We start from the raw sequence: 13,175 nt of genomic DNA on the forward strand, positions 1-13,175 counted from the left end.
GAAGTAAATGGAGGCGTTTCGAGATGTGTTGTTGCCGGGGGAGAGAGTCCTTTGGGAAGGGCGCCCCTATACTGGCCTGATTTTCCGTCCGATCGACCTGTTTCTGATTCCCTTTTCGCTGCTCTGGGGCGGGTTTGCCATTTTCTGGAACGTTCAGGTCTGGATCTCTGGTGCGCCGGATTCGTTCCAACTTTTCGGCCTCCCTTTCCTGATCGCGGGTATTTATCTCATCATCGGCCGCTTTCTGGTCGATATGGTCCTGCGCCGTCGCCTCCATTATGCAGTCACCGACCATCGTATCCTGATCCTGCGCGCTGGTGGCTCGGTAAAGGCACTCGACATGACGCGCCTGCCGATGCTGGAGCTGCAGGAGCGCGCCGACGGCTCAGGCACGCTGCGCTTTGGTTCCGTAGGCAACTGGTTCCGCGGCGACAATTTCGGAATCTGGCAGCCGACGTTCGATACGACGCCGCAGTTCCTTCGCATTCCCGACGTGCGTGCCGTCTATGCGCTGATCCAGCAGCAAAGCCGGCAGGTTTACCCCGCCGACACCACCGGATAGCGCGTCCGTATCTCGTCGAGCAGTGCTTCCACCGCCGCCACATCGGCCGTCGCGCCGCTGGGGGCGAGTGCCCAGTTGCAGTGCGGGTGGGTTGCGGGGGCGTATAGGCGCACCTCGCCCAGCACGCCTTTCCAGCGCCGCCGCGTGCCGCCCCAGCGGCGGACGAGCTGGGTGGTCAGCAGGTCGGTAAGCTCGCTTGCCGTCATCAGGCGCCGGCTGCCGTCAGCCGGTCGCGCTGGTCGCGGGTCAGCGCCACGTCCCACGCGCCGACAAGTTCGTCGAGCTGCTCGGTGCTGGTCGCGCTGGCGATCGGCGCGGTGACGCCGTCCTGCGCCGCCAGCCAGGCGAGCGCGATCTGGGCCAGCGTAGCGCCGGTCTCCGCTGCCACGGCATCCATCGCCGCCAGCACCGCCGCGCCCTTGCCGGCGAGCAATTCGCCCATCCGGCCGCCGCGCACGCTCTTCGACAGGTCTGCCTCGCTCCGGTACTTGCCGGTCAGGAAGCCCGAGGCGAGCCCGTAATAGGGCACCACGCCGATATTGTGGGTGATGCACAGATCCTGCAGCTCGCCTTCGAACTTGTGGCGGCTGACCAGATTATATTCGGGCTGGAGCACGCGGAAATGCGGCAGCCCCTCTTTGGCCGCAAGGTCGAGCGCCGCCTTCAGCCGGACGGCATGGAAGTTGGAGGCACCCAGCGCGCGCACCTTGCCCGCATCGATCAGCGCCCCGAACGCCGCCAGATACTCGGCCTGCGGCACGCTCTCGTCGTCCTGATGCGCGAAATACAGGTCGATCGTCTCCACCCCCAGCCGGGCGAGCGATGCCTCGGCCGCGGCAGCGATGCGCGCCGGCGCCAGCTTCACGCCGCCCTCGCCGGGCAGCATGCCGACCTTGGTGGCGACCAGCACCTTGTCGCGCTTGCCGGAGCTGCGCAGCCATTCGCCGATCACGCTTTCCGATTCGCCGCCTGTATGGCCGGGCGCCCAGGCCGAATAGACATCGGCGGTGTCGATCATCACCCCGCCGCGTTCGGCGAAGCGGTCGAGAATGCGGAAGCTGGTCGCCTTGTCGGCCGTCCAGCCAAAGACATTGCCGCCCAGCACCAGCGGCGGGGTGGCGAGCCCGGAGGCGCCCAGCGGGCGAAGATCGGTCATGGCGTGGGCTCCGTGGCGTTGGCGCTTGCGGCGGTGGCGTTGATGTCGATCGCGGCGGCCGCGGCGTCGAGCCGGGCATTTTCGTCGCGGGTAAGGCCGGCGGGCGCGGAGTCATGGCCGCCGCCACAGGCCGAAAGGGCCAGCAGAAGCAACAGGGGCAGCGCGCGCACCGACATTACCCGCCCGCCAACGCTCAGTCGGTGATCTCGTTGCCCGGCGCCGCACCAGCATAGGAATTTTCGGCGGCGTCAAAGGCGGCATTGGTGGCCATGGCGGCGTTCACATCGGCAACCGCTTCGCCCATGGTGTTACCGTCGCCGGCCATAGCCTCATTGGCTTCGGCGGCTTCGTTCTTCGCCTTGTTGCCGCAGGCCGAGAGCCCGGCCAAAGCGAGTGCTGCGACGGGGAGGATCAGTGCCTTGCGCATGGTTTTTCCTTCTGGAACGGGGTTCGGTGGACGGGCTAGCCCAGCCCCGGGGCAAGGCGCAACCGGTTGGATGGTGCGTTGACCTGATATAAAGATATCTTTATATCTCTATCTGCCCATGACAGAGCCTCTCGCCATCTTCCGCGCGCTTGCGGATTCCACCCGGCTACGCATCGTTGCGTTGCTGCGCACGATGGAGCTTAGCGTCGGCGAACTGGCGCAGGTGCTGGGGCAGAGCCAGCCCCGCGTTTCGCGCCATGTGAAGATCCTGTGCGACGCGGGCGTGGCCGAGCGGCGCAAGGAAGGCAGCTGGGTGTTTGTTGCACTCGGTCGCCGCGCCGTAATCGCGCCGGTGCTGGCGGCGCTCGACGCCTGGGAAATGGCGGGCGACCCCTGGGTGATTGCCGATCAGGCGCGGCTGGCGGCGGTGCGCGCCGATCGCGCGGCATCGGCCGAGGCGTGGTTCCAGAACAATGCCGGGCAGTGGGACGCGATCCGTTCGCTCCACATCGCCGAAAGCGAAGTCGAGGCGGCGATGGGCGCGGCGCTGGGCGAGGGATCGCTGGGCAGCCTGGTCGATATCGGCACCGGCACCGGGCGGATGCTCGAGCTGTTCGGCCCGCGTTCGGCGCATGCGCTGGGGATCGACCGCTCGTCGGAGATGCTGCGACTGGCGCGTGCCAAGCTGGCCGACCTGGCCCATGCCGAGCTGCGTCAGGCCGATCTCTATGCCCTGCCGCTCGCGGATGGCGCTGCGGATACTGCTATATTGCATCACGTGCTCCATTTCGCGCAGCAACCGGGCGCGGCGATCGGCGAGGCGGCGCGGGTGCTCGGCCCCGGCGGGCGGCTGCTGATCGTCGATTTCGCGCCGCACGAGCGCGAGGAGCTGCGCACTCGCGACGCGCATGCACGGCTGGGCTTTTCGGACGAGCAGATGCTCGGCTGGTTCGATCGCGCCGGGCTGGCCCCGGTGCAGGTGCAGACGCTGGAAGGCGGCGCGTTGACGGTGAAATTGTGGCTCGGTCGCAAGACCGGGGAGAGCGTGGAAAAGGTGAAGGCGGCATGAGTATCGTAGACCCCATGGCACCGCCCCTGTTCGCCGACGTGGCGGGCGATGTGGCGGTAAGCTTTGAATTCTTCCCGCCCAAGACCGAGAAGATGGAAGAGACGCTGTGGCAGTCGATCGAGACGCTGTCGCCGCTCGGTCCTCGCTTTGTCAGTGTCACTTATGGCGCCGGCGGCACCACCCGCGAGCGCACCCATGCGACCGTAGCGCGGATCGCCCGCGAAACGCCGCTGGCCGCCGCTGCGCACCTCACCTGCGTCGAGGCGACGCGCGAGGAGATTGACCAGATCGCCGAGGAATATTGGGCGGCGGGCGTGCGGCACATCGTGGCGCTGCGCGGCGATCCGCCCCGCGCCGGCGAGAAGTACCGCACCCATCCCGGCGGCTATGAGAATGCGGCCGATCTGGTCGCTGGCCTGCGCCGGCTGCACCCGTTCGAGATTTCGGTGAGCGCCTATCCGGAATGCCACCCGGATTCGCCGAGCCCCGAGGCGGATCTCGACAATCTCAAGCGCAAGATCGACGCCGGTGCCAACCGCGCGATCACCCAGTTCTTCTTCGAGGCCGAGACCTTCCTGCGCTTCCGCGACCGCGCGGCGGCAGCGGGTATCGATGCCGAGATCGTGCCGGGCATCATGCCAGTGATGAACTATGCCAGCGTGGTGAAGATGTCGGCGATGTGCGGCACCGACGTGCCGGCCTGGATGGAAAAGCTGTTCGAGGGGCTGGACGACCATCCCGCCGCGCGGCAGCTGGTGGCGGCGACGCTGGCGGCCGAACTGTGCCGCAAGCTCTATGCGGGCGGCGTGCGGCAGTTCCACTTTTATACGCTCAACCGCGCCGAGCTGAGCTACGCGATCTGCCACCTGCTTGGGCTGCGGCCCCGGGTGCCGGCGGCGGTGGCTGCGGCTTAACCCGACTTAATTCCCCTCCCGCTTGCGGGAGGGGCCGGGGGAGACGGAAGGACAAAACCATGACACCACGCGAGAAACTGCTGGCCGAAGCGCAGAAGCGCATCCTGATCACCGACGGCGCGTTCGGCACCGAGATCCAACGCTGGAAGCTCGACGAGGCTGCCTATGCCGGCAATCTTGGCCTTTCGCACGACCAGAAGGGCAATAACGACATCCTCGCGCTGACCAAGCCCGAGGTGCCCGGCTCGATCCACCGCGCCTATTTCGAGGCCGGGGCCGATATCGCCGAGACCAACACCTTTTCCGCCAACCGGATCAGCCAGGCCGATTACGGCGCCGAGCATCTAGTGCGCGAGATCAACCTGGAGAGCGCGAAGCTCGCCCGCAGCATTGCCGACGAGTTCGAGGCGAAGGACGGCCGCCCGCGCTTCGTTGCCGGCGCCCTCGGCCCGACCAACAAGACCCTGTCGCTCTCGCCGGACGTCAACGATCCCGGCTATCGCGAGATCGACTTCGATTATCTGAAGGACGTGTATCGCGAGCAGATCGACGCGCTGGTCGAAGGCGGCATCGATTTCGTGCTGATCGAGACGGTGTTCGACACGCTCAACGCCAAGGCCGGGATCATGGCCGCGATCGAGGCGGGTGCGGCGCTGGGCCGTGACCTGCCGATCATGTTGTCGATGACGCTCACCGATCTGTCCGGCCGCAACCTCTCCGGCCACACGGTCGAGGCGTTCTGGCACGCGGTGCGCCATGCGAAGCCGGTGACGATCGGGCTCAACTGCTCGTTCGGCGCCGAACAGCTCCGCCCGCATGTGAAGACGCTGTCGGGCCTGTGCGACACGCTGATCATGGTCTATCCGAACGCCGGCCTGCCGAACGAACTCGGCGCCTATGACGAGCTGCCGGAGACGACCGCCGGCCTCGTGAAGGAATGGGCCGATGCGGGGCAGGTGAACATCCTCGGCGGCTGCTGCGGCTCGACGCCCGCGCATATCGGCGCAATCGCGAAGGCGGTGCAGGGGCTGGCCCCGCGCAGCATTCCGACGCCCGAAGTGCGGACCCGCCTTGCCGGGCTGGAGCCGTTCACGATGGCGGCGTGAGCCGTAAAAGCCCTCTCCCCTTCAGGGGAGAGGGTTGGGAGAGGGGCAGGACGACGCCCTCTCCTTCAGGCCCCTCTCCCCGACCCTCTCCCCTGAAGGGGAGAGGGAGATAGAAGAAGAAACCATGACCACGCCTTCCTCCACCAACTTCGTCAATGTCGGCGAGCGCACCAACGTCACCGGATCGGCCCGCTTCAAGAAGCTGGTGATGGCCGGCGACTATACCGCCGCGGTCGAAGTCGCGCGCCAGCAGGTCGAGAACGGCGCACAGGTGATCGACGTCAACATGGACGAGGGCCTGCTCGACGCGCTCGAGGCGATGACCACCTTCCTCAAGCTGATCGCCGCCGAGCCGGACATCGCCCGCGTGCCGGTGATGATCGACAGCTCGAAATGGGACGTGATCGAGGCGGGGCTGAAATGCGTCTCGGGCAAGCCGATCGTCAACTCGATCAGCATGAAGGAAGGCGAGGAAGCGTTCCTCGCGCACGCCCGCAAATGCATGGCGTACGGCGCCGCCGTGGTCGTTATGGCGTTCGACGAGGTCGGCCAGGCCGACACCCAGGCGCGCAAGGTCGAGATTTGCGAGCGTGCCTACAAGCTGCTCACCGGCATCGGTTTCCCGCCGGAAGACATCATCTTCGATCCCAATGTGTTCGCGGTGGCGACCGGCATCGAGGAGCACAACAACTACGGCGTCGACTTCATCGAGGCGTGCCGCGAGATCAAGAAGCGCTGCCCGCACGTCCATATCTCGGGCGGCCTGTCGAACCTGTCGTTCAGTTTTCGCGGCAACGAACCGGTGCGCCGGGCGATGCACTCGGTCTTCCTCTATTATGCGATCCCCGCCGGCATGGACATGGCGATCGTCAATGCCGGCCAGCTCGACGTCTATGACGCGATCGACCCCGAACTGCGCCAGGCGTGTGAGGATGTGATCCTCAACCGCGATCCGGAAGCGGGCGAGCGGCTGGTGGCGCTGGCCGAGAAATATCGCGGCACCGATGCGGTGGCCGAGAAGCAGGCGGCCGAATGGCGCAGCTGGCCGGTGACGAAGCGGCTGGAACATGCGCTGGTCAAGGGCATCGACGCGCATGTCGTCGAGGATACCGAGGAATGCCGCTTGGCGTTCGCCCGCCCGATCGAAGTGATCGAAGGCCCGCTGATGGACGGCATGAACGTCGTCGGCGACCTGTTCGGGTCGGGCAAGATGTTCCTGCCGCAGGTGGTGAAGTCGGCTCGCGTGATGAAGAAGGCGGTCGCGCACCTGCTCCCCTATATCGAGGCGGAGAAGGAAGAAGGGGCCAAGGGCAAGGGCCGCATCGTGCTCGCGACCGTGAAGGGCGACGTGCACGATATCGGCAAGAATATCGTCGGCGTCGTGCTCCAGTGCAACGGCTTCGAGGTGGTGGATCTGGGCGTGATGGTGCCCTGGCCCGACATTCTGAAGGCCGCGAACGAGAATGATGCCGACATGATCGGCCTGTCGGGCCTGATTACCCCCAGCCTCGACGAGATGGTGACCGTTGCCGAGGAAATGCAGCGCGCGAACATGACGATGCCGCTGCTGATCGGCGGCGCGACCACCAGCCGCGTGCACACCGCGCTGCGCATCGACCCGGCCTATACCGGGCCGGTGGTGCATGTGCTCGACGCCAGTCGCGCGGTGGGCGTGGCGACGGCGCTTGTCTCCGATACCCAGCGCGACCCCTATGTCACCAAGATCGCGGACGAGTACGAACATGTCCGCCAGGCCCGCGCCGGCAAGGGGCAGAGCGAGCTGCTGCCGATCGAGGATGCCCGCGCCAACGCTTTCGAGGCGGACATGAGCCTGAAGCCGGGCAAGCCGCGCATGCCGGGCGTGCACAGCTTCGACGATTGGGATCTGAAGGATCTGCGCAACTATATCGACTGGACGCCCTTCTTCCGCGCCTGGGAACTGGCCGGCAACTATCCGGCTATCCTGGAGGATGAAGTCGTCGGCGAGAGCGCGACCTCGCTGTTCGCCGATGCCCAGAAGATGCTCGACAAGATCATCGCCGAGCGCTGGCTGACCGCGCGCGGCGTGGCCGGGCTGTGGCCGTGCCGACGCGAGGGCGACGATGTGATCGTCCATGTCGGCGAAGAGGAACATGTCCGCCTGCCGTTCCTGCGCCAGCAAATCGCCAAGCGCGAGGGGCGGGCGAATATGTGCCTGGCCGACTTCATCGACCATGACGGCGACTGGATCGGCGGCTTCGCGGTCTCGATCCATGGCATCGAGCCGCACCTTGCCCGCTTCAAGGCGGCGATTGACGATTATTCGGACATCCTGCTGAAGGCGCTGGCCGACCGTCTGGCCGAAGCCTTTGCGGAGCGGCTGCACCAGTTCGTCCGCACCTCGCTCTGGGGCTATGCCGATGGCGAGCAGCTCGACAATGAAGCGCTGGTCCGCGAGCAATATCGCGGCATCCGCCCGGCGCCGGGCTATCCCGCCTGCCCGGAACACAGCCTGAAGCCGATCCTGTTCGATATGCTGGGCGCCCACAAGCGCACCGGCATCAGCCTGACCGAAAGCTTCGCGATGTTGCCGACCGCGGCGGTGTCGGGCTTTTATTTCGGCCACCCGCAGGCCGAATATTTCGGCGTCGCGCGCATCGGGCAGGACCAGCTCAAGGAATATGCGCTGCGGCGCGGGATCAGCGAAGAGCTGGCGACGCGGTACCTCCGGCCGAACCTGGACTGAGCGGGCGGGTCACCCTCACCCTTCCGGCGCTTTGCGCCTCCCTCCCTCTCCCGATGGGAGAGGGAAGGGGCCCGCCGCCTTAGGTGGTGGGAAGGGTGAGGGTGACCCCCATCCCCTCAAAACGCGCGGCGCACCTGCAGGTACAGATATTGCCCGTGCCGAAGCGTCCGCACTTCCCGATACAATAAGGGGCTGCTGTTCCGCGCGACCGTATAGAGATCGCGGTAATTGCTGGTCGCGGCGTTGGTGGCGTTGCCCACGTCCATGCGCACGGTCAGCTTCTTGCTCGGCTTCCAGATGCCGAAGACCGTCAGTTGCGGCTGCATGTCGACGGTGCGCAACTCGTTGATGCGATACAGCTTGTACCGGTCGGCATTGCAGCTGTGGTCGATGCCGAAGGTGAAGCGTCCGCCCTTCAGATCCTGCGTATAGGTGAGGTTGCAGGTGAACGGCACTTCCTTGGCATAGCGCCGCCGTTCGCCGGTCAGCGGGTCGGTCACGCGCGAGCGGGTGAGCGCGCCCGTGGCGCGCAGTCGTCCGCCTTTCAGCCCCAGCTTGTCGAACGGCAGGTTGAGCGTGCCGGACAGCGTATCGCGCGTGCCGTCGCCGATATTGCCGACGGCGTCATAGCCCCCCGCCAGCGGGATATAGTCGATCACGTCGCTGGTCGCTTCGTGCACGAAGCCGAGTTCGAGCGCGCCGTCGCCCCAGAAACGATGGTCGTACACCGCCTCCATCGTCCAGGTGCGCTGCGGCACCAGCCGGGCGTTGCCGGCGAGCACCGTGCCCAGGTTGATCTCGGTCGCGGCGATGAAATCGTTGAAGTCGAGCTGGCTGACGGTGCGCTCCAGCCGCAGCCGCAACTGGTCGCGCTTGCCGAGCTGGCGGGTGATCTGCAGCCGCGGCTTGGGATAGAAGAAGGATCGGCTGCGGTCGGTGTCGCCGTCGCTGGCGATCCGCGAAACCTCGGCACGCAGCCCGCCCTCGATCGTCCAGTTGGCCGAGGGCGTCCAGGTCGCCTGGCCGAACACTTCGCCGCGCAATTCGCTGACGAACACCTTCTGGTCGGGCAGCGGGATGGGCACGCCGGCTGCGGTATAGACCGTGCTGTTGTCGACGAAGTTATAGGCAATCTCGCCGCCGCCCTCGAACGACCAGTCCTTGTCCAGCTTGTAGCGCAGGATCGGCCGGAACACGCTTTCGCCGTCGCGCGAGGCGGAATCGAACGTGCTGGCAAGGCTGCTGATCGAACTGGCACTGGTATAGCTGCTATGGCCCAGCCGTTGCAGCGCGATCAGCTCCAGCTCGGCCTTCTCGCCCAGCGAGCGCGTCCAGTTGGCACCCAGCTCGGCCTTCCAGTTGTGCGTCCGGTCGCTCGCCCAGTCATTGGTGCCGGCGCCTTGTTCCACCGTCACCTGCTGGTTGCTGTTCAGTGGCGTATAGTCGAAGCGGCCGTTGAGGTGCAGCAGCCCGCCGCCGACATCGCGCTCGATGCTGCCGCGCACATTGGCGTTGCGATACCGGTCGGACAGATGGAGATCGGCGCGCTGGATCAGGTTGCCGGCGGCATCGGTGCGCGTGCGCGTGCCCCAGGCAGTGCCGGTGCTGGTGCGGTCGCGCGCCACCTCGACGATCAGTTCCTCGCGCGCATCGCCATCGCGATGGTTATATTGCAGCGTAAGGTCCGGGCCGACAAAGCCGTTGGTATAGATGAAACTCTGCAGGTCGATCAGCTTTTCGGTCGACTCGTTGCGCTTGAGCACGATGTTGGCAATCACCGGCCGCCCTTGCATGTCGATGCCCGGCGCGCCGCCGCGGATCAGCTCGATGCGGGCGACGCTGCCCAGGCTGATGCGGCGCAAGGTTTCCGCCATGCCCTGGCTCTTCAGCACGATCGGTTTGCCGTCGATCAGAATGTTGCCGCTGTTGCCGGCCAGGCCGCGCGCATCGGTGCTGCCGAAATCGGGCGTAAAGCCGGGCAGGCGCTGTATCATCTCCAGCGCGGTCGATAGCGCCGTCTTGGCGAAATAGTCCGGGCCGAACACCAGCGTGCCGGTCTCGCCCGCCGCGCCCGGCGCCTGCTGCGCCAGTGTAGCGGCCGGCCACGCCAACGCCATTGCGGCCAGAACCGATCCGAATTTCCTGTATTCGCGAAACGTAAAGATACGCACCCCCACCCGACGGACAAGATTGTGGCGCAAAGCCGGGCGGCTTGCCACCGGGAGCGGAAAGTGAATTGTATATTTCCCAACTTATGTTGCCGTACGTGGCCTTTCTGCCACGCTCTTCACACGCCTACAGCGCCTGCGCCGCCGCCCAGCCGCTGGCCCAGGCCCATTGGAAATTATATCCGCCCAGCCAGCCGGTGACGTCGACCGCTTCGCCGATCGCATACAGGCCGGGCACACGCCGCGCGCCCATTGTCTGCGATGACAGGTCGGCGGTGCTGATGCCGCCGACGGTCACTTCCGCCTTGGCAAAGCCTTCGGTGCCGCTGGGGCGGAAGGTCCAACCCGCCAGCCGACGTTCCGCCTCGGCAAGGATTGCGTCCCGGCAATTCCCGAGTTCGGCCGGCAGCGCGATCCGCTCCGCCAGCGTTGTGGCCAGCCGGTCGGGCAGGGCGCGGGCGAGCAGGGCGCGCAGGCCCAGCCGGGGTTCGGCGCGCTTGGCCTCGGCAAGCCAGCCGGGTGCGTGCTCGGGCAGGAAGTCGATCGTAATCGTCTCGCCATGCCGCCAATAGGAAGAAACCTGCAGGATCGCCGGCCCCGACAGGCCGCGATGGGTGAATAAAGCCGCCTCGCGGAACGCCGCCTTACCCGCGCGCGCCTCGACCGGCGCCGATACGCCGGCGAGATCGCGGAACAGCGCCTCATCTGGGCCGAGCGTCAGCGGCACCAGCGCGGGGCGCGGCTCCACCACTTTCAGCCCGAAACGCCGCGCCAGATCATAGGCAAAGCCGGTCGCTCCCAGCTTGGGAATGGCGGGGCCGCCCGTGGCGATGACCAGCGCAGGGGCCTCTGCGGCACCGGCGGCGGTCGTCACACGGAAGTGTCCATCGGCATGCTCGACGCTGGTGATCGCCGCACCCAGCCGAAGTTCGACGCCGCCCCGCGCGCACTCGTCGAGCAACAGGTCGACAATCTGCCGCGCCGATCCGTCGCAAAACAACTGGCCGAGCGTCTTTTCGTGCCAGGCAATGCCGTGCCGTTCGACCAGTGCCAGAAAGTCCTGCGCTGTGTAGCGGCCGAGCGCCGACTTGGCGAAATGCGGATTGGCGGAAAGATAGCGGTCGGCCGCCGCACCGATATTGGTGAAGTTGCAGCGGCCGCCGCCCGAAATCAGGATCTTCTTGCCCGGCGCATCGGCATGGTCGAGCAGCAGCACGCGGCGCCCGCGCTGCCCGGCCATGGCCGCACAGAACATCCCCGCCGCACCGGCGCCGAGGATGATCGCGTCATAGGATGGGATGGGCGCAGCCATCCATCGCCGCTAGCGGTTCCCGGCGCCGTGCGCCAGCTAGGAGGCAGTCGTCAGCCCGGCAAGCTGCTGGAGCGCGGCGACATGGCCGTCGAACGCCTTGCGGCCCGCCCGCGTCATGGCCGCCCAGGTCCGCTGCCGCCCGTTCGCCGCCGCCTTGCGTAGCTGGACATAGTCCGCTTCCGCCAGCGCGGCGAGGTGCTTGGACAGGACGGAATCGCTCACCTGCACCAGTTCGCGCAGCGTCGCGAATTCTGCGTCCTGCACATTGGCGAGCAGCGCCATCAGCTGCAGCCGCGCGGGCGGGTGGATCACCGGATCGAACGCCGGCGTCTTCACGCCGCCAGCCCCAGCTCGCGCCTGAACACCCGCTGCCAAATGACGCTGCCATAATAGGCAAACGGCACCGTCAGCGCCGCCAGGGCGACCGACGGCCACACCATCTCGCGGACGATGGCGCCGTAGACGCTCAGCCCATAAAGCGCGAGCAGCATCGGCAGGAATGCGGCAATCACGCGCCGCGTACGTCCCCGGCGATAGCCGTTGATGAACATGCCCAGCCGCCGGCGATCCCATCGCACGACCAGCGCCACGCCGATCAGCACCGGCACCAGCGCGACCAGCTGATAGGGTGCGAACACGGGCGACAGCACGACGCCGGCCATCAACACTGCAAAGGCCAGATGCCGCGTCGGCGGGCAATGCGCCACCCGGGCAAGTTCTTGCCGACTTGCCTGCATCGCCTCCAGCGCCGCGCGCGCTTCGGTTGCATTCGTCATCGCTGCACCTCTCTTTCCAATATGGAAAGCGATAGCTGTGACTTTCCGAGTCGGCAAGTTAAAACTTTCCATAATGGAAAGTGAGCGCGGCCATGGCGGCGTTCGAGGGCCGCATCGGGCGGCGGGCGCATTCATTCCCGACCAGTGTCGTAAAAGGAGAGGTTCCCAATAATTTCACGTTCTATGAATGGAATCGTATTAAAACATTCAATGTTAGATATGTTGCTTGGACAAAATATTATTAGAACCATCCATAATCGACCTATGGAAACGCAACATCCTCCGCAATGAAGCAATGTATTATGGAATAATACTGAGTTTGGTGAAATGTTGTGCGTGCGGTTGAGGTTGTATGCTCGCCGGTAACGCATATTCTATTAGGAGGAAATATGTCTGTATTCATTGAGTACGCGGCTGCTCCGGGGTGGGTGCTGGCGGCAAGCGATCTCTCGACTGGGGCGAAGGTCGTTCTGAAGCGGCTTACGCCCGACATCGATACCAATCTTATCCTCTGGGACGTCAACGCTGCCAGCAAGACGATCCGTCTCAGCAATAGCCCGGCCACGGCCCGGCTGTTTTTGACGGCCCCCTCCTCCAAGAGCGAAACCCAGTTGATCGTGGATCAATTGTCGTCGACGGCCCTGCAGAAGTGGTCGATGACCGGTAACCCCGGGGTTATCAGCTCGATCAGCGTGCCGGGCATGGTGGCTGACGACAAGAACCGGGTTCTGCAGGAAAACAATCCGATCTGGCTGTACCCCAACAACAGCTCGCCGGCGCAGCTCTGGCTGCGCAACTCGGTGGACGCTGCCACGCTGGCGGCCGATCTCGAGCTTCTCGAAGAGGCTTGAGCGGAGACGGGTCCGCATGCCGGTGCCGGGCGACCGCGGCTCGGCCTGATTGGACCTGAGGATCCGTTTCAATAGAACCGGGCGCAGGGGCTGGGCGGCTTGTACATGT

14 protein-coding genes are annotated in these 13,175 nt (G+C 65.7%); 6 read left to right on the top strand and 8 right to left on the bottom strand.

Features of this window, described 5'->3' with window-relative positions:
• Window positions 1-7: 7 nt before the first annotated feature.
• Window positions 8-562: a hypothetical protein gene (locus ACT53K_RS01445; protein WP_476226748.1), complete on the top strand. Its 555-nt coding sequence runs from the start codon at window positions 8-10 to the stop codon at window positions 560-562.
• Here the strand turns inward: ACT53K_RS01445 and ACT53K_RS01450 are convergent.
• From ACT53K_RS01450 to ACT53K_RS01465, 4 genes are read right to left on the bottom strand one after another with little or no spacing between them, the layout of a single operon-like run.
• Window positions 538-768, bottom strand: coding sequence for a hypothetical protein (locus ACT53K_RS01450; RefSeq protein ID WP_476226749.1), 231 nt, complete (start codon window positions 766-768; stop codon window positions 538-540). The genes ACT53K_RS01445 and ACT53K_RS01450 overlap by 25 nt on opposite strands.
• Window positions 768-1,718, bottom strand: a complete 951-nt coding sequence (locus ACT53K_RS01455) for an aldo/keto reductase (protein ID WP_476226750.1) — start codon at window positions 1,716-1,718, stop codon at window positions 768-770. The genes ACT53K_RS01450 and ACT53K_RS01455 overlap by 1 nt, the downstream gene beginning before the upstream one ends.
• Window positions 1,715-1,888, bottom strand: a complete 174-nt coding sequence (locus tag ACT53K_RS01460) for a hypothetical protein (protein WP_476226751.1) — start codon at window positions 1,886-1,888, stop codon at window positions 1,715-1,717. Before ACT53K_RS01460 ends, ACT53K_RS01455 begins: the two co-directional genes overlap by 4 nt.
• Before the next feature lie 23 nt (window positions 1,889-1,911).
• The gene (locus ACT53K_RS01465) at window positions 1,912-2,145 is read right to left on the bottom strand and encodes a hypothetical protein (RefSeq protein WP_476226752.1); all 234 of its coding nucleotides are present in this window, start codon (window positions 2,143-2,145) and stop codon (window positions 1,912-1,914) included.
• Between the two features lie 118 nt (window positions 2,146-2,263).
• On the opposite strand from ACT53K_RS01465, the gene ACT53K_RS01470 reads away from it, so the two are divergent.
• The 4 genes from ACT53K_RS01470 (at window position 2,264) to metH (ending at window position 7,959) form a co-directional block, all read left to right on the top strand.
• On the top strand, window positions 2,264-3,214 hold the full coding sequence (locus ACT53K_RS01470) for an ArsR/SmtB family transcription factor (RefSeq protein WP_476226753.1): 951 nt from the start codon (window positions 2,264-2,266) through the stop codon (window positions 3,212-3,214).
• 14 nt (window positions 3,215-3,228) lie between these two features.
• The gene (gene metF / locus ACT53K_RS01475; protein ID WP_476227269.1) at window positions 3,229-4,128 is read left to right on the top strand and encodes a methylenetetrahydrofolate reductase; all 900 of its coding nucleotides are present in this window, start codon (window positions 3,229-3,231) and stop codon (window positions 4,126-4,128) included.
• Window positions 4,129-4,187: 59 nt separating this feature from the next.
• Window positions 4,188-5,234, top strand: coding sequence for a homocysteine S-methyltransferase family protein (locus ACT53K_RS01480; protein ID WP_476226754.1), 1,047 nt, complete (start codon window positions 4,188-4,190; stop codon window positions 5,232-5,234).
• 124 nt (window positions 5,235-5,358) lie between these two features.
• Window positions 5,359-7,959 (top strand): methionine synthase, encoded by a 2,601-nt coding sequence (gene metH, locus ACT53K_RS01485; RefSeq protein WP_476226755.1) that lies wholly within the window; start codon window positions 5,359-5,361, stop codon window positions 7,957-7,959.
• Between the two features lie 116 nt (window positions 7,960-8,075).
• Here the strand turns inward: metH and ACT53K_RS01490 are convergent, their stop codons facing one another.
• From ACT53K_RS01490 to ACT53K_RS01505, 4 genes are all read right to left on the bottom strand, one after another.
• Window positions 8,076-10,076, bottom strand: a complete 2,001-nt coding sequence (locus ACT53K_RS01490) for a TonB-dependent receptor plug domain-containing protein (protein WP_476226756.1) — start codon at window positions 10,074-10,076, stop codon at window positions 8,076-8,078.
• A 178-nt stretch (window positions 10,077-10,254) separates the two neighbouring features.
• Entirely contained in the window at window positions 10,255-11,439 is a 1,185-nt protein-coding gene (locus ACT53K_RS01495) for a BaiN/RdsA family NAD(P)/FAD-dependent oxidoreductase (protein WP_476226757.1), read from the bottom strand.
• A 36-nt stretch (window positions 11,440-11,475) separates the two neighbouring features.
• On the bottom strand, window positions 11,476-11,775 hold the full coding sequence (locus tag ACT53K_RS01500) for a transcriptional regulator (protein WP_476226758.1): 300 nt from the start codon (window positions 11,773-11,775) through the stop codon (window positions 11,476-11,478).
• Window positions 11,772-12,215 (bottom strand): hypothetical protein, encoded by a 444-nt coding sequence (locus ACT53K_RS01505; protein ID WP_476226759.1) that lies wholly within the window; start codon window positions 12,213-12,215, stop codon window positions 11,772-11,774. The genes ACT53K_RS01500 and ACT53K_RS01505 overlap by 4 nt, the downstream gene beginning before the upstream one ends.
• Before the next feature lie 389 nt (window positions 12,216-12,604).
• On the opposite strand from ACT53K_RS01505, the gene ACT53K_RS01510 reads away from it, so the two are divergent.
• Window positions 12,605-13,066, top strand: coding sequence for an RICIN domain-containing protein (locus ACT53K_RS01510; RefSeq protein WP_476226760.1), 462 nt, complete (start codon window positions 12,605-12,607; stop codon window positions 13,064-13,066).
• Window positions 13,067-13,175 lie beyond the last annotated feature (109 nt).

It is taken from the genome of Sphingomonas sp. DMC8 (assembly GCF_056314185.1).